Raw genomic sequence first — 19,783 nt, forward strand, 5'->3', positions numbered from 1 at the left:
ATACTAAGAACCCTGGCTTTTTCTATTACTCTTTTGGAGCAATCATTTTCTTTGGATCTACAATTTCATCAAATTGCTCTTCTGTTAGTAGCCCAGATTGCAATGCTGCTTCTTTTAAAGTTAATCCTTCTTTATGAGCATGCTTCGCAATTTTCGCTGCATTTTCATATCCGATATGTGGGTTTAGCGCTGTTACAAGCATTAGTGAGCGATTCACATTTTCATTAATTACTTCTTCATCTGCTTCAATACCAACTGCACAATTGTCATTAAACGAAACAATTGCATCCGCTAATAAGTGAGCTGATTGTAAGAAGTTATAAGCAATAACAGGTTTAAATACATTTAACTCAAAGTTACCTTGGCTCGCAGCAAATCCGATTGTTGCATCATTCCCCATTACTTGCGCTACAACCATCGTTAACGCTTCACTTTGCGTTGGATTTACTTTACCTGGCATAATAGAGCTTCCCGGTTCATTTGCTGGAATAATAATTTCTCCAAGACCACTACGTGGACCACTTGCAAGCCAACGTACATCGTTAGCGATCTTCATTAGATCCGCAGCTAATGCTTTTAATGCACCGTGAGTATATACAACTTCATCATGGCTCGTTAATGCATGGAACTTATTTGGTGCAGAAACAAATTGTTTACCTGTAAATTGACTAATTTCCTCTGATACCATCTCACCAAATTTAGGATGAGCATTAATACCTGTTCCAACCGCAGTTCCACCAATTGCTAACTCTTTCATATATGTATTGCTCTCTGCAATCATACGCTCTGTTTTTTCAAGCATACGGTGCCATCCGCTAATTTCTTGCCCTAAAGTTAACGGCGTTGCATCTTGTAAATGTGTACGACCAATTTTTATAATATGTTCAAATGCAGTTACTTTTTCTGCTAAAGTTTCTTTTAATTTCGTAATTGCTGGTAATACGTGATTTTCTACTGCGATTACACAAGCTACATGAAGTGCCGTTGGAAATGTATCATTTGAACTTTGTGACATGTTCACATCATCATTCGGATGAATATGTACGTCAGATCCCTTCTCTTTCAAAATTTGATTCCCACGATTTGCAATTACTTCATTCACATTCATGTTTGACTGTGTACCACTACCCGTTTGCCATACGACAAGCGGAAAATGTTCATTCCATTTCCCTGCAATCACTTCATCCGCAGCTTCTACAATTGCTTCTGCTTTTTCTTCTGATAGCTTTCCTAATTTTTGATTGCTAAGCGCTGCACTCTTCTTTAAAATTGCAAATGCTTTTACAATTTCAAGCGGCATTTGCTCTGTTCCAATTGGAAAGTTTTCTTTACTACGTTGTGTTTGTGCTGCCCATAATTTATCAGCTGGAACTTTTATTTCTCCTAATGTATCTCTTTCAATTCTGTACTCCATGTTTTCATCCCCTTGAAAATATAATACCTACATCTCTTATAATAACAGACTTTCTCTTAAATGATAAGAATTCTCACTCTTATATATAGATATTCTATATTTATTTAAAAAAATTCCTCTTGACCTAAACTTAAGTTTAGGCTGTATCCTTTCCATTGTAACCTACTATAACATTACTGGAGGAATTCAATATGAAAAAATATGCTTTTATAACAGGTGCGAATAAAGGAATTGGATATGAACTTGTTCGTCAATTAGCAGAAAAAGATTATCACGTATTTTTAGGTGCTCGTAATGAACAACTTGGACAACAAGCCGTAGAATCTTTAAATGTTTCAAACGTTTCCTATATTCAAGTAGATATTTCAAATTCACAATCCATTCAAGAAGCAACAAAGAAAATTTACGAAACGACTGATCACTTACATTTATTAATTAATAATGCAGGCATAGCGCTAGACTTCAATATGCTACCTAGTGAATTAAATATTGAAACTTTACGCCAAGGATTTGAAGTTAATTTTTTTGGAACTTTCCAAATGATGCAAGCCTTTTTACCATTATTAAAGAATTCAAGCAACAGTAAAATAATAAATGTAACAACTGACATGGCCTCACTAACAATGTTTGCTAATGGTGAAACACATCCAATTAATACACTAGGATATAATTCTTCAAAAACAGCTATTAATGCTTTAACATTAGCTTTTAGTAAAGAATTTGCTACTAACGGTCCAGAAGTATTTGGGGTAACTCCTGGTTTTACAACTACGGATCTTAATGGAAATTCCCCCGGTGGCCATACAACCACTGAAAGTGCTAAAATTATTATTAAATATGCATTAAGTGAAACAAACTATAATGGTAAAATACTTAACAAAGATGGCATTATACCTTGGTAATAAAAGGATGAATGATATGTATTATACAATTGGGCAAGTCGCCAAAATGCAACACTTAACTATTTCTCAAATACGTTATTACGATAAACAAGGACTGTTTCCTTTTCTGCAAAGAAACGAAAAAGGAGATCGAGTTTTTGATGAAGAAGCACTGAAATATTTAGAGATGATTTTGTGTTTAAAAAACACTGGTATGCCAATTCAAAAAATAAAACAATTTATCGACTGGTCTATGGAAGGAGAATCTACTATCCTTCAAAGGTTAGAATTAATGAAACAACAGGAGACCAATGTCTTACAGCTCATTCAAGACACTGAAAAAAACTTAAAAAAGATACAACAAAAAATTGCTAAATATGAGAATGAAATAACTTCAGCAAATGCTATTAAAAAATAAAAAAATCACCTTCTACATATTGTAGAAGGTGATTTTTATTTTATGATGCTTGCTTTCCTTTATCTGCATCATCTACATACCAGATGAATTTGCCTGTATATCCGTAAATAACTGCTAAAATTAACGATACGAAGCTTAACCACATAAACGGAACGTATGAGAACGTTGCTACACCTAAAATGCCAGCCATAAAAATACCATTATCAGACCACGGAACCATACCTGAAGTTAACGTTCCACCTACTTCTGAGTTACGCGCTAATACACGACGGTCTATTTTTAATTTATCATAGCTATCTTCCATAATTTTTGGTGTTAAAATTAGTGATACATACATCGCACAACCAAATATATTAGCTAAGAATGCCACGATTAATGTAGACAATGTTACATTACCTGCAGAATTTAATTTCTTCTCAAATTTTGATACGATTACTTTTAAAACACCTAGTTTTTCAAGTAATCCACCAAATCCTAAACCGAAAATAATAACGGCTACTGAGCCAAGCATGCCGTTAATTCCACCACGGTTTAATAACTTGTCAACAAACTCAACACCAGATTGAATTGAGAATCCGTTATAAGCTGTTCCAATCGCCTCTCCAAAGTTCATCCCTTGGAAAAGGGTTGCCCAAATTGCACCAATTAAAGCTCCCATTGCAATTGTTGGCATAGACGGTTTCTTCATCGCTAATAGAACGATAACAATGACCGCCGGAACAAGCATCCATATTTTAATATCAAATTGCTTTAATAAAGCTTCTTTTAAAAATTCTACTCGATTCAAATCTACATTATCGCCGCCATACATCCAACCAGCTACAGTAAACATAATACTAGTAATAATATAAGCTGGAACATCTAATACGAGCATAGCTCGAACGTGAGCAATAACATCTACTTTCGCCATAGAAGCTGCAAGAACTGTGCTATCAGAAAGTGGTGATAATTTGTCGCCGAAATAAGCTCCTGAAAGAACTGCACCAGCAACAAGCGGAAGTGGTAAACCAAGTCCTTCACCAATCGCCATCATAGCAATACCTGCTGTTCCCACTGTTCCCCAAGACGTTCCTGTTGCGATAGAAGTTATAGAACAAATAATTAATGTTGCTAATAGGAATATGCTAGGGTGAATAAATTCTAATCCATAATAGATTAATGTTGGTACTACCCCACCAGCAATCCATGTTCCAATTAAAGCACCTACTGCAACTAAAATCAGTATCGCTTCTAATCCGTTAGAAATCCCTTTCGTAATTGCATCTTGCAATTCTTGATAACGAAATCCTAATCTTAATCCAAGCGCAATTACTAAAAACCATGAAATAAATAGCGCTAATTGAATTGGGAGATCAAAAATCGTTTGGAAGGAAAAGACAACAGCAAGAAATAGTAATAAAAGAACTATGATTTCTAGCATCGATGGTAATCTTACACTTTTCATTTTTTTCTCTCCTTACAAGTCGATAACATGACGTATGTCGTCTTACATGTATGTAATATACAATTAGCGAAGACAAAACAAAATTTTCATATTATTTCGATTTATTTTTCCAGTATAATATATTCACAACCCTTTCTATTGTAAAAGTAGATTACGTTTTTCGCAATGAAAAATATAAAAAATGTTGTATTTTTATTTATCCCGATATTTTCGGCCAATAAGACCCCCGTCTCAAAATTCAGTAAGTGCAAAGCACTTAGGTAAGAAATTAACTACTGTAAAATTCCGAATTGATATGAACGTATTAAAGCTTCACTTTATTTACAAAGAAAAATCCCATACTAACTTTTTTAATATTTGCTGCAATAAAACTTTTTACAACTATCTTCGCTTTTTAATTCACACCATTATTTTCTACATAAAAAATAGGGCACACATCATAAAAATGATGTATGCCCTATCTTTATTTATACATATTTTGTATTTCTTCTTTATTTTTAAGTATTTCCTCAAACTTATCACTACAACCCTTCGGAAATAACACTCCCAGTCCATATGAATGCGCAAATTGAAAATGAGGGTACTTCGCTTTTACCTCATCCCAAAACTTATATACGCCGAAATCACTACTTCTAACTTCAATATCATGAAATAATACAATACCGTTTTTCGCGACTTTCGGTAGCCATGTATTATAATCGTGAGAAACAGCTTCATACGTATGATAGCCATCAATATGCAAAAGATTTATCGTTTCATCTTGAAACCGGTCTACAGCATCATCAAAAGTAGATCGAATTAAATTTCCTATATTAAGGTAGTTATCGCTCACTACTTTTTCTACTATTTGAAAAACCCCTTCTCCATATGGACCTGTATGCCCATCTCCAGCCCAAGTATCTACTGCAAAGCATTTAGTCGATAACCCTCCATCTTTTACTCCCTGACAAAAACTAAAAAAGGAAGCTCCTAAATGTGTACCTAACTCAACTAAAGTTTCTGGTTTTTCAAATCGTACTAAGTCATATGCAAAATCTAAATGTCCACTCCACGCAGATTGTGACCGAATAATAGGACTAAATGTTTCAAATTCAAATGATGGTTTATGAGTAACCCAGTTCATCGCATAACTCCTTCTGCACATATTTTTAACAAACCAAATTACTCTTATCTTTATTTTTTTATCGTCTTGATTATGATTCTATTTCATGAAAATATGAAGAATTTATTCTTTTCTATTGAGGTAAAACATCATATACATATGGGTCAGTTGGCTTATTAATTTTTTCGATTTTGTTTACTTTTACAAGTGGAAAGACTGTTCCTTTATATGTCGTTTCATCTAATAATCCTGTTATTTTTACCCATGTTTCTTCTGGAATTTTTTCAATATTTTTCCCGGTAACAATCATCCCCCAGACTGATGCATCCGCAATACAACAAGTTATGCCATATCGAGCCACTACTACTTTATTCCCCGTCACATCTTTATCCTTATATATAAACCCTAAGAATGTAATTTCTTTCCCTTTAAACCAATTAACATTTTGACCAATTACATTCATTGTTTGAACATAATCCTTATCCTTTACTTGTAGTTTACGCTGTCCTAACATACTTTTTACTACTTGCTCTTCCGTTTTATAAGTCGTTGCTAAATTTGATGTTTCTTCTGAATCAACTAATACTTCTCGCTCATCAAACTTAACCTGTTTCCCCTCTTTTTCGTTTCTTTCCAGACTTCTCGCCTGTACACTTTGATTCATACCCCTTTTTCCTGCTAAACTTCCATCAATTGTTACACTTCCAAAGAGAAAAGCACTAACTATCGGAACAACAAATAAAACATATACAAAGAAACTTTTTATCCCTGATTTTGATGTTGTATGATGTTTACAACAATTATAATCATGCTGTTTTTCTCTTCCATCTCCCCAAACTTGTACAATACCAAAAATTAAAATTACTACAAAAGCTATATACGTAAATTTGATCATTTTTGGAGCGATAAAATTATAAATATTCCCTGTTACAAGTAGTTTAAATAAGAGCATTGCTAAACCAATTAAAATAATGCCACGAATATAGTGATGATATGCCTTCTGCTCCTCTTTCTCCATTCTTTCTCACCTCCTATAACATTATGATTTGCACGATGGTATACACAGATACAATGACAATTCCCATCAAAAAGAATACAAATCTCTTTTGAAAATACGCAAATAGCATTAACGTATTTTTCATATCAAGCATAGGCCCAAACACAAGAAATGCGAGAAGTGCCTTTACCGAGAAAACATGTCCAAAAGACGCAGCTATAAAAGCATCGGCTGCAGAGCAAATTGATAAAACATAACCAAACCCCATCATAATAATGGGAGCAATTACTTCGTTATGTGCTACTGCATCCAGTACATTCCGATCAAAAAACGTTTGAAATACACTTGCTAAAAAAGCACCAATCAATAAATACTTACCAGTATCAAAAAACTCATCTACAGTGTGATTCATAACATCTTTCCAACTCTTTTTTTTGCTTATTTGAACTGAAACCTCTACGTCTTTTAAAACATTTCTTTCGCGATAGCAATAATACACAATTAGACCTATGAATAGAGCAACTAGAATTGTTATCCCAAAGCGTGCATATACAACGTAATCATTTTTTGGAAACGCATATACAGTAGATAAAAGAACAACTGGATTCATAATGGGTGCACTCAATAAAATAACAATGCCTACATGAAGTGGTAGCCCCTTTTGAATGAGCCTTCTTACAATTGGTATAATGACACATTCACACATTGGAAAAAGAACTCCCACAAATACTGCTGGAATCATTGCAACAATTGGAGATTTCGGCATTACTTTTTGAATCATATCTTCCGTCACAAACACTTGAATACATGAAGAAACAATTACCCCTAATAAAATAAAAGGTATTGCTTCAAAAATGATACTTAAAAATACCGTATTCACATTCAGCCATTCCTGCGGTATATTTGTGTGCAAATTTACTAGACTTGTAAAATCTACAAAAAATAATAAAAAGAGAAACATAGCGATAAGAGCTATGCCTACTAATTCTTTTGAAACTCTATTAAAGACCAAGCTTCTCGCCTCCATTTTATTTACATGTAAACATGTGCTTGTCCAAATGCTTCATACTACAGCACAAATTTTATAGTCTATTTCTATTCTTAAATCGTAATCATTATGATTTATTATTGATTTTTCTTTTCCTATCGTTTAATATAAAACGTAATAATTACGATTTAAAGGAGAGATCATTTCATGAAAAAAGTACCTATCACTGTATTAAGTGGTTTTTTAGGATCTGGAAAAACTACCTTACTACATCACATTTTGACTAATAAGAATAACTTAAAAGTAGCTGTTATCGTTAATGATATGAGCGAAGTAAACATTGATGCATCTCTTATAAAAAAGGGTGGTTTTTCACGTACGGAGGAAAAACTAGTAGAGATTCAAAATGGCTGTATTTGTTGTACACTACGAGAAGATTTAATGATAGAAGTGAATCGTCTTGTGGAAAATGGTGATATTGACTATATTATTATTGAATCTTCTGGTATAAGTGAGCCTATTCCAGTTGCTCAAACGTTTACTTATACAGACGAAGTCCTTAACATTGATTTAACGAAAAATTGTCGCCTCGATACGATGGTTACAGTTGTAGATGCAAATAGATTTTGGGATGATTTTGCAGATGGAGAAAGTTTATTAGACCGAAAACAAGCCATCGATGAGAATGATACCCGAGAAGTTATTGATTTATTAATAGATCAAATTGAATTTGCAAACGTAATTATTCTTAATAAGATAGATTTGCTAGAAAAAGAAGATGTGATAGAGCTTCATCATTTACTAAAAAAATTAAATCCTAATGCAAAAGTTCTTGAATCTTCGTTTAGCAAAGTACCATTACAAGAAATTTTAAACACAAATCTATTTAATTATGAAGAAGCCAGTCAATCGGCCGGCTGGATACAAGAATTAAATAGTGACCATCATACACCAGAAACGGAAGAATACGGTATCAATTCCTTTGTTTACCGCCGCAAATATCCTTTCCATCCCGAGCGCCTTATGAATTGGCTAGAAAGATGGCCTTTAGATGTTGTAAGAGCGAAAGGATTCTTCTGGCTGGCATCTCGTAATAATATGATAGGGCTTCTATCTCAAGCAGGTTCCTCTATTACAATTCAAGGAGCCGGTGAGTGGATAGCGGCATTACCTGAAACTGAAAGAAATCAAATGATTACAGAAGAACCAGAAGTATTGAAAAACTGGGATAAACAATATGGAGATCGAATAACCGAACTCGTATTTATTGGAATTGATATGAACCGTTCGTTAATTGAACAATCATTAGATGATTGTCTATTAACAGAAAAAGAAATGCAACAAAACTGGAATACATTTATTGATCCTATCCCGGCTTTTACTTATACTTCATAACAATTAATAAAAGGCTTCAGTAGAATGAAGCCTTTTTACTTTATAGTACTCTTATTTAATAAGTTTGCTTTAATTATGAATACAATTGTACCTAAAACAATTAATATAGCATATACGATACCAACTAAATTACCTATTTTTCCCCAGTCAAGCGGTAATATTATAGTAGCAACTCCAACTATATAAGAAAATGCTCCTGAAAGCTTCGCTAATTTATTTTTATCTCCAACAAACGTTTCTTCTTGATATCCTGCTAACAAAAACAACCTCTTTTTCACATGTATTTGATACCCTAAAAAAATGATAAGTAACCCTACAAATAAACAAACTAAAAATCCAGCTAACATATACTCCCCCTCCTCTACAATATTTTACTATACATAAAAAACAAATTAGAAATTTCAGTTTATTAATGAGTCATTCTGTGATATATTGCATATTGTATTCAATTTGTATTTTTAGAAAGGAGAATTTTAGATCATATGGATTCAAATCGATTAAAAGGAATTATAATGGTCATAATCGGTGCTTGTTTATGGGGCTTGTCTGGTACAGCTGCACAACAACTTTTTCAATATGACAATGTTTCAACCGAATGGTTAGTTACGATCCGTTTACTTATATCTGGAATTATTTTGCTCATTATTTCCTCATTCGGAACGAGAAAAAAAGAGATATTTAGCATTTGGAAACAAAAATCTGATGCTATTAAAATGATTTTGTTTGGTCTATTCGGTATGCTTGCTGTACAGTATACGTATTTCGCTTCAATTAAAGAAGGAAATGCTGCCGTCGCAACATTATTACAATATTTAGCTCCTATATTCATCACTGTATACTTACTTTTCAAATGGAACGTTCGTCCATCAAAAATTGATTTCATTTCAATTACCCTTTCATTAGTAGGCACTTTTCTCTTACTAACAAACGGGTCTGTTCATAACTTGGCTGTTTCTACACCAGCTATTATTTGGGGGATTTTATCTGGATTATCTCTCGCTTTTTATAGTTTATATTCAAAGGAATTGTTAGAAAAATGGTCTTCTTCCGTTATCGTTGGATGGGGCATGATTATTGGGGGTATTGGTGTAACGATTGTACACTTTATTTCTACAAACGAATTCATTTTATTATCAACTATGAAATATGTAAAACTAAGTACCCTACCGCTCATCACATTTGTCGTCATTTTCGGGACACTTATTGCCTTTTATTTATACTTAGACAGCATACGATACCTGACTCCGAAAGAAACAACATTATTTGGTTGCACAGAGCCACTCGCAGCTATTATTTCTTCTGTACTTATATTGCAAGTGCCATTTCAATCTTTTCAGTTATTAGGCGCTTTTTGTGTCATTGTAATGGTGCTCATCTTAAGCCAAAAGCCGGATGAAGGGAAACAAAAATTAAAGCTTGTTCATGCAAAAAAGGAAAATATACAATGAAAGGATTGAATTCACTATGCCTGTCCCTCAAAATTATAAAAAACCAGGAAGAGTTTCAGCAAAATCACTCGTTTTAAATCAACTACAAAATTGGATTATTGAAGGTGTACTGAAGCCCAATGAAAAAATTAATGATGGGGAATTGGCTGAGGCACTAGGAGTAAGCAGAACACCTGTAAGAGAAGCACTTCAAATATTAGAGCTTTCTGGATTAGTGGAAATGGTACCAGGGCAAAAAACGAAAATTGCTCCTATTAAGTTAGACGACGTATCTATCATTTATGAAACGATGGCTGGTCTTCACTCTATTATAGGAAAGCAAGCTCTTCAAAACATTACAAACGCTGATATTCAACTACTTTCTGAAATAAATGAGCATTTTCAGCAATCTATAGAGAAAAAAAACGCAAAACAAGCTTTAGAATTAGATATACAATTCCACAATACAATTTCTTCTATTGCTAAAAACCAATATATTGAACCCTTTCTAGAAAATATGCAACTTCACGTTTTACGTCTTGAATATTTGTTTTTCCAAAACTTTGTTCCAGCAAGTCAATCTATTGAAGAACATCACTCTATCATTCAAGCATTACAGAAGCAGGACGAAAAACAAATGGAACAAATAATGACCCAAAACTGGCTCCGTCCCATGAAAGAAATACAAAAAATAATTTCTACGAAATAAAAAGAGAGCTGGTTACACAAAATCGTAACCAGCTCTCTTTTTACTAATCTATATAGCTACGCCTGAATATTCGCATAATCTTCCATATCTTCGTACTCTTTTTCCAATTCCTCTAAAGACAGCTCGTATAATTGTCGGTCGCGAATCTTAAACACACCTGCTCCAATTAACTCATCAATTAAATGCCTCTTACGATTTTCAACAGCAAAACGGAGTTGACTACTCATCTTTTAAAAAACTCCTTTCTACGATCATTGAAAATGATAATCTCTATCAATTACCACTTTTGATTATAAAAGATGACTCTTTATAAGTAAAGTAATTTCATGAAATATTTACCTTGCAAAGTACTTGTGGCCACATTATATATATGTATGCCGTGCGAAAAATGTTATGACACTTTTTCTTATCCTTTTTCTTTCATACTTTGCAAGTTGTCTCATCATGATTAAATTCACCATCTATTTCTACTTGAATGGTGACATGTTCTACATGAAATTTCTCCTTTAATACATACGTAGCCTCTTTTAATACACTTTGCGTTTCATTCCCTTTAATAATAAGATGACATGTTAATACTTGAAAATCTGATGTGACAGACCATATGTGCAAATCATGAACTTCTTTGACAATCGGAATATTTAATAACGTACTTTTTACCTCTTCAACATTTATGTGCTGTGGTGCACCTTCCATTAATATATGAACCGTATCACGTGTTACACGCCATCCACTAATAATGACTAAAATAGACACAAGAATACTAGCAATCGCATCTGCAGCAGTCCATCCGAAAAATTTAATAAGTAACGCAGCAATAATCGCTCCGACGGAACCCAATAGATCGCCTAGTACGTGCAGGAAAGCACTTCTTAAATTCAAATTACCTTTCACATCTCCGCCTCTCATTAATATCCAAGCTGATAAAATATTAATAAGCAGACCAAGGACTGCAATAATGAGCATCCCATTACTAGCAATCTCAACTGGTTCTTTAAAACGACGGATTGCTTCAATAAAAATGTATACCGAAATGACAATAAGAACGACACCGTTACATAATGCTGCTAACATTTCGACTCGCTTATACCCGTATGTTTTCGCAGTTGTTGCTGTTTTTTCTCCGAGTTTAAACGCAAGTAAACTTAAAGCTAAAGATACTGCATCACTTAGCATATGCCCCGCGTCAGATAGTAGTGCTAAGCTATTTGTTACAAATCCACCAACAACTTCTGCAATCATAAAACTTGTTGTTAGTAGGAAGGCAATTAGTAACGCCTTTTTATTTTTTGAATGACCATGATCATGCGAATGTCCCATACTTATACTCCTTTAAGTACAATATCTGTATGTTAGTATGAAACAAACTCCCCATCTTTATCCCGAATTGACTGATTGTAAACGCCCGCTTCCTCTGTATACACACTTCGCTATTTTTTAAACAATCCCTTTTTCTCAAATAAAACAAGACTACTTCTTTTTTATTTTCATATTGTTTACTAATGAAAGAATTTTTAAGGAGGTTACTTAAATGAAACGTTTATTTCTCTGTATGGAACGTGAACTTGTTGTAGTGAAAGAACACAATGATAACTATGAAACGACTTATCACTTACAAAATATGCAACCTACCTGTATCGCTGTTGATCCATTTCAAAAGAATCGTGTATATTGCGGAACATTTGGACGAGGTCTATGGTTAAGTGACGATAGTGGGGATTCATGGAGACCAATTGGAGATTCTTATCGTTACTTTGATTTCCCTAAAGAAGATGGTATTTTGCACTCCTCTATCACTTCCATAACAATAAGCTCAAATGAACAAGTTAACGGATATGGTGTCGTTTATGTCGGCACAGAACCGAGCGCTTTATTTCGCTCTGAAAATGGTGGTGAAACGTGGACTGAACTTAAAAATATGAAATCATTATTATCTTCTTATACGTGGGCATTTCCGCCTAGACCTTTTACCCATCACGTACGCTGGATTACAGTTGACCCAAATAACCCTAATACAATACACGTTTCAATCGAAGCTGGTGCTGTTATTCAAAGTAACGATAAAGGGCATACATGGATTGATAAAAAATTCGGTGCTCCTATCGATGCTCATCAATTACTTATGCACCCTAAAGCACCAAATCGCCTTTATGCATCATGTGGTGACGGATTTATGGGCGGACCTGATCGTGCTTATCTTGAGAGTTATAACAATGGAAACAGTTGGATCTCATGTAGTGCAGGACTTGAACATCATTATTTATACAGCATGGCTATCGATCCAGCTGATTGTGATACGATTCTCGTTTCTGCTGCGCCAAGTGCTGATCTCGCTCATCATCGTATCCCTTATGAATCTTATATTTATCGAAAAACGAAAGATACTCCGTTCCAGCAAGTACAACAAGGACTACCATCTGCAATCGGTACAGTCATTTCGATGTTTGCTACAAACGAAGCCGAACCACATACGTTTTACACGTTAAATAACAATGGCGTCTTTCAATCCAATGATAGCGGCGAATCGTGGGAACAACTAAACATTCCGTGGAAAGATGAGTATAAAACGCAGCATCCGCATGCACTATTCGTCACTAGTTCTTAACGAAAAAAGACTGCCTAAATGATTTTAGGCAGTCTCTCTTTTATTTCTTTAAATCAATGACAATATCATCTAACACAATATCTTTGCTCTTCGCTTCTTTTTTCGGCACTTCTATTTTCTTCTCTTTCCCATTCACATACTCTACTCCACCATGATTTTCAGGTGTATGTACTCGCAAGTGCACGCGAGGTGTAACGATAAGCTTTGTTGCATTTTCGTTTAGTTTTTGGAAGGTGGCACTCCAATGGATATTGTAAGGATCGTTGCCACTTCCCCCATTTCCTTCACCGGAATAAATATTCCCTAAATCATCCTTAACCGTCAATTCAACATCTACACTATCCCATTCTTTCCTCGCGCCCTTAGAAACCTCTTGATTGTAATAAAGAATAAATGAAACTGGCGATATTGCGACCTTTTCCATATTTGCTTTTATACCTTCTTTTTCTGAACTCCCACCAATTGTTCTCTCTTTACTATCCACTGATTTTACAGTTAACGCGAAATTCCAATTACCTTGTATTGATTTTTTCCTATCTGGCATCTCTATTCTCTCTATATTCCATCTAAAGTTTACTTTGTCCTTTTTATTGCTATCATGATGCGTCGTTGTTACCATACCTACATACTTTTTTTCAGTAACTTTAGTCATTTTACCACTGCCTGAACTACCATGAGCGTCCATTATATCCAATCCACCTAATATGATAGGATCCTCCCCTAAGTCCTGCTCACTTTCCAGTGAATACGTTATAGATAATGTTCTGCCATCAGAAATTACATCATTAATTGTAACCTTAACCCCATTACTCTCTTTTGTCATATTCAACTCAGTCGAAAATTCCTTATAATTTTCATATAATCCCGTTCTACCATTATCTAAAAATCGGAATATGTCACCTACAATTGGCAATCCCCCGGCATATGTAGGAAAACCGATACCAAGAGTTGCAACCGATAACCCTACTAAAATTGATGCAGCAGCGACACCTTTTTTCCAACTTTTCATCTTTTTCTTCGTACGTATCGATTGTTTTACATTTCGTTTTACTTTTTCCTTTTCAATTTCAGAAGCCTCAATTTCTTCTAGTTCTTTTTCATCTATATCAATATCATTTAATAGTTCATAAATGTCTTTCATATTGCACTACCTCCAAAACTAATATTCGTAGCATTTTGTTGTAGTTTCTTTTTCCCCCGGTACACTCGATTATCAATTGCTGCCCGAGTTAATCCTAACTTGTCACCTATTTCCTCTGTCTTCATACCAAGTAAATATTTCATAATGAACACCTTTTGATCTAGCGGTTCTAATTGATTAATGAGCTTCAATAATTCTTCCCTATCTTCCATAACGATTAATTCGTCTTCTGCTGATTTTTCTGTACTGATATGAAACTCATCTGAAATGATTTCTACTGTTTTAGTCGATTTCCGGTAATAATCAATTGCTTTAAACTTCGCAATCGCTGCAATCCACTTTTTAAAATCACTCGGCTCTCCATGGAATTTATTTGCGTTATTCCAAATGGAAAGAAATATATCGTTTATACATTCCTCTATGAGTCCATCATTTTGAATGGGAAGTAGAACTTTATGCGTGATCCCCTTTATGAGTGGTAAGTATGTATCGACAACGAATTCTAACGCGTCTTCTTTTTGCCGCTGTAATCTTTTTATAAAATTTTTCTCATTTGATTTCATGTAGCGATTCCCCTTATTGTTTTGTAAAAGCTTTTACACCCTATATAACGTCTGAGAAAATTTTTTCTCTCATCTTTTTTTTTTGTATGTAATGGAATACTTTCCCTTAGCCATTTTCTCACATAACTATGCATTCAAAGAAAACTTTCTCAAGTCTGTAATTTAATTCATGTAGTACACTATTTATATAGTCACTCTTTAATTTAGTGTACATTTTATTTCATTAATCTATTTTAAAAATTAGGAGATGAGATGTGTATGTGTGGAATTACAGGTTGGGTAGATTGGAAAGAAGACCTTTCAAATCAACATGTTATTTTAAAAAAGATGGCAAATAGTATTAAGCATCGTGGTCCGGATGCTGAAGGATTTTGGTTTTCACCTCATGCGGCCTTTGCACACCGGCGTTTAATTGTAATTGATCCAGAAGGCGGGACACAGCCTAAGACATTTCGTGCTGGTGATTATACGTATGCTCTTACTTATAATGGAGAAATTTATAATTTCCGTGAACTGAGAGAGCAGCTTCAAAAATGTGGGCATGCATTTGAAACCCATTCAGATACAGAAGTATTACTACATGCTTATTTAGAATGGAAAGAAGACTGCGTACGACATTTAAACGGAATTTTCGCTTTTGCCTTATGGGATGATCAGAAGCAACAATTGTTTTTAGCACGAGATCATTTAGGTGTAAAACCACTCTTTTTTACAGAAAGAAATGGCAGTATTATTTTCGGTTCTGAAATTAAAGCATTATTAGCGCATCCATCTGTCCCTGCTGAACTTGATGCGGGTGGAATAAATGAAATATTTGGATTAGGCTTATTTCGCACTCCAGGATGTGGCGTCTTTAAACATATTCAAGAAGTACGTGCTGGACATTCTATAACATTTACACGTCATAAAAAAGTAGTTACGAAGTATTGGAATTTAGAAAGTAAGTTCCATACAGACTCTATAGAAGATACATCTTCGCATATTCTATCTATTTTACAAGATACAGTAAAAAGACAATTAATTGCCGATGTTCCTCTCGTTTGTATGTTATCAGGCGGATTAGACTCTAGCGGTATTACTGCACTTGCGGGTAAAGAATTTGCTGCTGAAAATAAAACACTTCATACGTATTCTGTTGACTTTGTAAATAGCGCAAAAGATTTCGAACTGACATTTGCTCGCACTGGTTTAGACGCTCCTTGGGTAAAACGCGTTTCTGAACATGTCGGGACAGCGCATCATGATATCATTGTGAATGCTGAAGAATTAGCAAATCACTTATTCGTTCCCCTTCATGCAAAAGATTTACCGAGTGCTGGTGAAATGGAAACTTCACTATATTTACTATTTTGCGAAATGAAAAAAGATGCGACCGTAGCTTTATCCGGCGAATCGGCTGATGAAGTATTCGGTGGATATCCTTGGTTTCATCAAGAAGAACTACTATATGTAGATAAGTTTCCTTGGCTAACAAATTGGAAAAATACATCTCCTCTTCTACTAAATGAAGTAAGTAACCAATGTAATCTAGAAGACTATATTGATACACGATTCCAAGAAGCGATACTTGAAGTACCTACTCTTGAAGGCGAAAGTAAAAAATCCGCGAAACAACGTCAAATGTTTTATTTATTTTTAACAAGATTCCTTCCTTTCTTACTTGACCGTAAAGATCGTATGAGTATGGCTGTTGGATTTGAAGTTCGTGTACCGTTTTGCGATTATAGATTAGTTGAATATTTATGGAATGTTCCTTTCAACATAAAAAGTATTGATAATATTGAAAAAGGCATTTTACGTAGAGCACTACAACCAGCTTTACCTGACGATGTACGCAATAGAAGAAAAAGCGCTTATCCAACTTCACAAGATCCACACTACTTACAAACAATCCGTAATTTAACACTTGATATGTGTAACAATAAAAACAATCCTATTTTCTCACTTATTAACCATTCCATCTTACTTTCAATTGCTGATCAAAGTAATAAAGTGATTAACAATTTTGAAGCAAGAAGTGCCATGGAGTATATGCTACAAGTAAATGAATGGTTGAAAACATATCACATCCATATTGCTTAACAAAAAGGAGTTCAAGGATAAAAGCCTTGAACTCCTTTTATATTAATTAGCACATTGTTTATTATCAGTATCAATAGACCATCCAATAATCGTGGCACAGTCTCTACCTTTCCACTGCAGTACATTTGTTAATACTGGCTCAATCTGTAAGCTATTCCCGTCATGTAATACTTCTACTAAAGATTGATCATCATCAAACCTTCGTTTGTCACACTCTAAAATACCATCTGTTGCCATTACAATGTGATTCATTCCTTTTTCTAATCCCCTTACACCTGACGTAAAGCAAGGTGTATTTGCTGCAAAAATATTTTTCCTGCCAATATATTCGTAATTTTTCCGTTTATTTAATCGTCCTTTTCCATTTTTCGTTTTCTCAGAATGGAATAAATACGCGAAACAATCACCAACTGATAACCAATATAAAAATTCGCCTTTTCGTAAACAAATTAAGCAAGCAAGTTCCTCATCATCTTGATCACACTTTTTAATAAATAACTCATCTGTAAATAACGCTAATAAGTACATATGTGTATGATGAAAAGCTAAATGTATTGGATAGGAAAATAACTCTTTTAATTTCTCTTTTCTTTCTGAAATCGCTTCTATTATATAATCAATATTTTTTGTTTTGTGGTGTGTATCAAAAATCATAACAAATTCAAATTGTAATTCAGGGTCCCACCAAGCAAGTACCGCATCTCCTCGTTCATATGCATCACTTTCTTGATTTCCCCCATATACGCCGACTGAAAGAGGACCACATTTTTCAACATGTATTTCATCTACATACATCTGTTCATGACTCATCCATTTGAATGTATTCACAGCTATCATCCTCTCTCTTGCTAAATGTATACCTTTACACATAGATTACCTTATATTTCAATAAAAATAAACTTTTTCAACATTTTTTATCCAAATAAAAGGATTTTATTTCTAAAATGACGAATATATCTTACTATACGATATAAAAAAGGGGATTTATTATTATGAACAACATTAATCAACATTGGGAGAGCATTTATTATCACTTACGATACGAATACGAGGACAACCTTTCCCACCAAGCAATTCGTATTTTACAAATCGTTTCTCGTGAGAAAGATATAACAATTGGAAAAGTCGCTACTGAGCTTAGCCTTTCTCATAACACAGCGTCTGAACATATAAAGCGCCTTATTCAAAAGGGTTTCATCGTTAAAGAGAGAAATAAAAAAGATGAAAGAGTGGTAAACCTTACATTAACAATTGAAGGAATTGAAGTATTAGAAAAACATACTTTACTAGATAAAGAAAAGATAAAAATATTAGAATCACAGTTATCAAAAGAAGAACAACAATTAATTGAAAAAGCATTTTCGTTATTAGCGAAGGAGGCAAAATATGCATTTCCTCGTTAAAATAATCGTTTCGGCACTTATTATCGGCGTTATCACTGAAGTCGCTAAACACTACAGTACGATAGGTGGCTTTATTGCTGCCCTTCCTCTCGTGAGTTTACTTAGTCTATTTTGGATTTCATTCGAAGGCGGGAATAAACAAGAATTGAGTCAATTTGCTTTAGGGGTATTATATGGATTCCCTGCATCAGCACTACTATTATTTATTGTCTATATTGGTTTGAAAAATTCATTTACACTTAGTACATCTGTCCTACTCGGTATAGGTGTTTGGTGTATCGTTTTTGCTTGTCAAAAATTATTTCAAGCTTAGGAGGAATTAACATTCATAAATTTGTAGAAATAATGGGGCAAAATATAGAAGTATATATAAAAGGAAGTGGTAAACAAACTGTAGTCATTCAAACCGGAATGAGTTGCTCATTTTATGATTGGTTTCCTATTATAAAAAAGCTTTCAAAGCACTTTACAGTTGTTTCATACCATCGCCCAGGTTACGGGAAAAGTGAGCTAGGAAATCAGCCACGTACAATAAGGCAAGTTACAAAAGAGCTACATATATTACTAAACAAACTAGCTATTCAAGAGCCATTTATTCTAATCGGTCATTCCTATGGAGGATTATGTGCACAACATTTTGCGATGTTACATGAAGATAAGCTGCAAGCACTTATTTTAGTTGATTCTACTTCGATGAACTTACACCGTTTAGATGAACTTCATTTACCAATTTCTGATCAAACTGATTCTGATGATGTTTGGTTTCAAAAATATAATATATATTCCAAAATGGATGTAGACACACTTTATAATGAACTAAAACCTATTCTCACCGATCAATCAAAACAGCAAATTGGATTCTCTACCTCGCCTTCATTATATAAAGCGACAGCTTCTGAACTATCGGAGTGGAAAAACTGTGCTCTCTCACTAAAAGAGCTATGTAAAACATTAGAAATACCATTAATCGTTATCGGTAGAGATCCTCAATATTCTATTACTCAATTGACTAATGGTGGCATGCCAAAAGAGGAAGCAACACAACTTGAAGCAATGTGGCAAGAACTGATCCATGAACAATTACAACTCTCAATACATAGCCAATATATACTTGCCGAACATGCTGGTCACGGAATCGAAATTGATCGGCCTGATATTATTATTGGGGCTGTTCAATCTCTATAAATAAAAAAAGGAAGCAACTAAAGTTGCTT

At 34.2% G+C, this 19,783-nt stretch carries 21 protein-coding genes; 10 read left to right on the plus strand and 11 right to left on the minus strand.

The window, feature by feature from the left end:
- Nucleotides 1–25: 25 nt before the first annotated feature.
- Nucleotides 26–1,414: a class II fumarate hydratase gene (gene fumC, locus B9A45_RS21230; protein ID WP_000456608.1), complete on the minus strand. Its 1,389-nt coding sequence runs from the start codon at nucleotides 1,412–1,414 to the stop codon at nucleotides 26–28.
- Between the two features lie 191 nt (nucleotides 1,415–1,605).
- On the opposite strand from fumC, the gene B9A45_RS21235 reads away from it, so the two are divergent.
- Nucleotides 1,606–2,316 (plus strand): SDR family NAD(P)-dependent oxidoreductase, encoded by a 711-nt coding sequence (locus B9A45_RS21235; protein WP_000759549.1) that lies wholly within the window; start codon nucleotides 1,606–1,608, stop codon nucleotides 2,314–2,316.
- Between the two features lie 16 nt (nucleotides 2,317–2,332).
- Nucleotides 2,333–2,713: a MerR family transcriptional regulator gene (locus B9A45_RS21240; RefSeq protein ID WP_000291861.1), complete on the plus strand. Its 381-nt coding sequence runs from the start codon at nucleotides 2,333–2,335 to the stop codon at nucleotides 2,711–2,713.
- 40 nt (nucleotides 2,714–2,753) lie between these two features.
- On the opposite strand, the gene nhaC is transcribed toward B9A45_RS21240, so the two are convergent.
- The 4 genes from nhaC to B9A45_RS21260 form a co-directional block, all read right to left on the minus strand.
- Nucleotides 2,754–4,157 (minus strand): Na+/H+ antiporter NhaC, encoded by a 1,404-nt coding sequence (nhaC, locus tag B9A45_RS21245; protein ID WP_000843992.1) that lies wholly within the window; start codon nucleotides 4,155–4,157, stop codon nucleotides 2,754–2,756.
- 463 nt (nucleotides 4,158–4,620) lie between these two features.
- Nucleotides 4,621–5,280 carry a class I SAM-dependent methyltransferase gene (locus tag B9A45_RS21250; protein ID WP_001104673.1) on the minus strand — a complete coding sequence of 220 codons (660 nt, stop codon included), beginning with the start codon at nucleotides 5,278–5,280 and terminating at the stop codon, nucleotides 4,621–4,623.
- Nucleotides 5,281–5,392: 112 nt separating this feature from the next.
- Entirely contained in the window at nucleotides 5,393–6,277 is an 885-nt protein-coding gene (locus B9A45_RS21255; protein ID WP_061655884.1) for a TIGR03943 family putative permease subunit, read from the minus strand.
- Nucleotides 6,278–6,290: 13 nt separating this feature from the next.
- Nucleotides 6,291–7,283: a permease gene (locus tag B9A45_RS21260; protein WP_173631123.1), complete on the minus strand. Its 993-nt coding sequence runs from the start codon at nucleotides 7,281–7,283 to the stop codon at nucleotides 6,291–6,293.
- Nucleotides 7,284–7,451: 168 nt separating this feature from the next.
- Here B9A45_RS21260 and B9A45_RS21270 point away from each other — a divergent pair, with 168 nt between their 5' ends.
- Nucleotides 7,452–8,639 carry a GTP-binding protein gene (locus tag B9A45_RS21270; RefSeq protein ID WP_000757670.1) on the plus strand — a complete coding sequence of 396 codons (1,188 nt, stop codon included), beginning with the start codon at nucleotides 7,452–7,454 and terminating at the stop codon, nucleotides 8,637–8,639.
- Nucleotides 8,640–8,674: 35 nt separating this feature from the next.
- Here the strand turns inward: B9A45_RS21270 and B9A45_RS21275 are convergent, their stop codons facing one another.
- Nucleotides 8,675–8,986 carry a DUF3784 domain-containing protein gene (locus B9A45_RS21275; RefSeq protein WP_084064926.1) on the minus strand — a complete coding sequence of 104 codons (312 nt, stop codon included), beginning with the start codon at nucleotides 8,984–8,986 and terminating at the stop codon, nucleotides 8,675–8,677.
- A 135-nt stretch (nucleotides 8,987–9,121) separates the two neighbouring features.
- Here B9A45_RS21275 and B9A45_RS21280 point away from each other — a divergent pair, with 135 nt between their 5' ends.
- Both B9A45_RS21280 and B9A45_RS21285 read left to right on the plus strand, forming a co-directional pair.
- Nucleotides 9,122–10,087: a DMT family transporter gene (locus B9A45_RS21280; RefSeq protein WP_000378087.1), complete on the plus strand. Its 966-nt coding sequence runs from the start codon at nucleotides 9,122–9,124 to the stop codon at nucleotides 10,085–10,087.
- 16 nt (nucleotides 10,088–10,103) lie between these two features.
- On the plus strand, nucleotides 10,104–10,775 hold the full coding sequence (locus B9A45_RS21285) for a GntR family transcriptional regulator (protein ID WP_001987091.1): 672 nt from the start codon (nucleotides 10,104–10,106) through the stop codon (nucleotides 10,773–10,775).
- A gap of 56 nt (nucleotides 10,776–10,831) precedes the next feature.
- Here B9A45_RS21285 and fbpA read toward each other — a convergent pair whose 3' ends face one another.
- A complete protein-coding gene (gene fbpA, locus B9A45_RS21290; RefSeq protein ID WP_000098302.1) occupies nucleotides 10,832–11,002 on the minus strand; it encodes a Fur-regulated basic protein FbpA in 171 nt (56 codons plus the stop codon).
- A gap of 193 nt (nucleotides 11,003–11,195) precedes the next feature.
- Nucleotides 11,196–12,095: a cation diffusion facilitator family transporter gene (locus B9A45_RS21295; protein WP_000510035.1), complete on the minus strand. Its 900-nt coding sequence runs from the start codon at nucleotides 12,093–12,095 to the stop codon at nucleotides 11,196–11,198.
- Nucleotides 12,096–12,306: 211 nt separating this feature from the next.
- On the opposite strand from B9A45_RS21295, the gene B9A45_RS21300 reads away from it, so the two are divergent.
- On the plus strand, nucleotides 12,307–13,380 hold the full coding sequence (locus tag B9A45_RS21300; protein WP_000825303.1) for a WD40/YVTN/BNR-like repeat-containing protein: 1,074 nt from the start codon (nucleotides 12,307–12,309) through the stop codon (nucleotides 13,378–13,380).
- A gap of 40 nt (nucleotides 13,381–13,420) precedes the next feature.
- Here B9A45_RS21300 and B9A45_RS21305 read toward each other — a convergent pair whose 3' ends face one another.
- Nucleotides 13,421–14,521, minus strand: a complete 1,101-nt coding sequence (locus B9A45_RS21305) for a DUF4179 domain-containing protein (RefSeq protein ID WP_003312848.1) — start codon at nucleotides 14,519–14,521, stop codon at nucleotides 13,421–13,423.
- Nucleotides 14,518–15,084 carry a sigma-70 family RNA polymerase sigma factor gene (locus tag B9A45_RS21310; protein WP_000840007.1) on the minus strand — a complete coding sequence of 189 codons (567 nt, stop codon included), beginning with the start codon at nucleotides 15,082–15,084 and terminating at the stop codon, nucleotides 14,518–14,520. Before B9A45_RS21310 ends, B9A45_RS21305 begins: the two co-directional genes overlap by 4 nt.
- A gap of 258 nt (nucleotides 15,085–15,342) precedes the next feature.
- Here B9A45_RS21310 and asnB point away from each other — a divergent pair, with 258 nt between their 5' ends.
- Complete coding sequence (asnB, locus tag B9A45_RS21315) at nucleotides 15,343–17,166, plus strand: asparagine synthase (glutamine-hydrolyzing) (protein ID WP_084064932.1); 1,824 nt, start codon at nucleotides 15,343–15,345, stop codon at nucleotides 17,164–17,166.
- Nucleotides 17,167–17,208: 42 nt separating this feature from the next.
- On the opposite strand, the gene B9A45_RS21320 is transcribed toward asnB, so the two are convergent.
- Nucleotides 17,209–18,036 (minus strand): protein phosphatase 2C domain-containing protein, encoded by an 828-nt coding sequence (locus B9A45_RS21320; RefSeq protein WP_003312849.1) that lies wholly within the window; start codon nucleotides 18,034–18,036, stop codon nucleotides 17,209–17,211.
- Between the two features lie 122 nt (nucleotides 18,037–18,158).
- On the opposite strand from B9A45_RS21320, the gene B9A45_RS21325 reads away from it, so the two are divergent.
- Genes B9A45_RS21325 through B9A45_RS21335 form a run of 3 tightly spaced genes read left to right on the plus strand, consistent with a single transcriptional unit; the run spans nucleotide 18,159 to nucleotide 19,754 of the window.
- The gene (locus B9A45_RS21325) at nucleotides 18,159–18,569 is read left to right on the plus strand and encodes a MarR family winged helix-turn-helix transcriptional regulator (protein WP_001059785.1); all 411 of its coding nucleotides are present in this window, start codon (nucleotides 18,159–18,161) and stop codon (nucleotides 18,567–18,569) included.
- Nucleotides 18,553–18,882, plus strand: coding sequence for a DUF3147 family protein (locus B9A45_RS21330; RefSeq protein ID WP_000545608.1), 330 nt, complete (start codon nucleotides 18,553–18,555; stop codon nucleotides 18,880–18,882). Before B9A45_RS21325 ends, B9A45_RS21330 begins: the two co-directional genes overlap by 17 nt.
- Entirely contained in the window at nucleotides 18,843–19,754 is a 912-nt protein-coding gene (locus B9A45_RS21335) for an alpha/beta fold hydrolase (protein WP_142263103.1), read from the plus strand. Before B9A45_RS21330 ends, B9A45_RS21335 begins: the two co-directional genes overlap by 40 nt.
- Nucleotides 19,755–19,783 lie beyond the last annotated feature (29 nt).

Origin of the sequence: Bacillus sp. JKS001846 (genome assembly GCF_900176455.1) — a bacterium.
Lineage (GTDB): Bacteria > Bacillota > Bacilli > Bacillales > Bacillaceae_G > Bacillus_A > Bacillus_A cereus.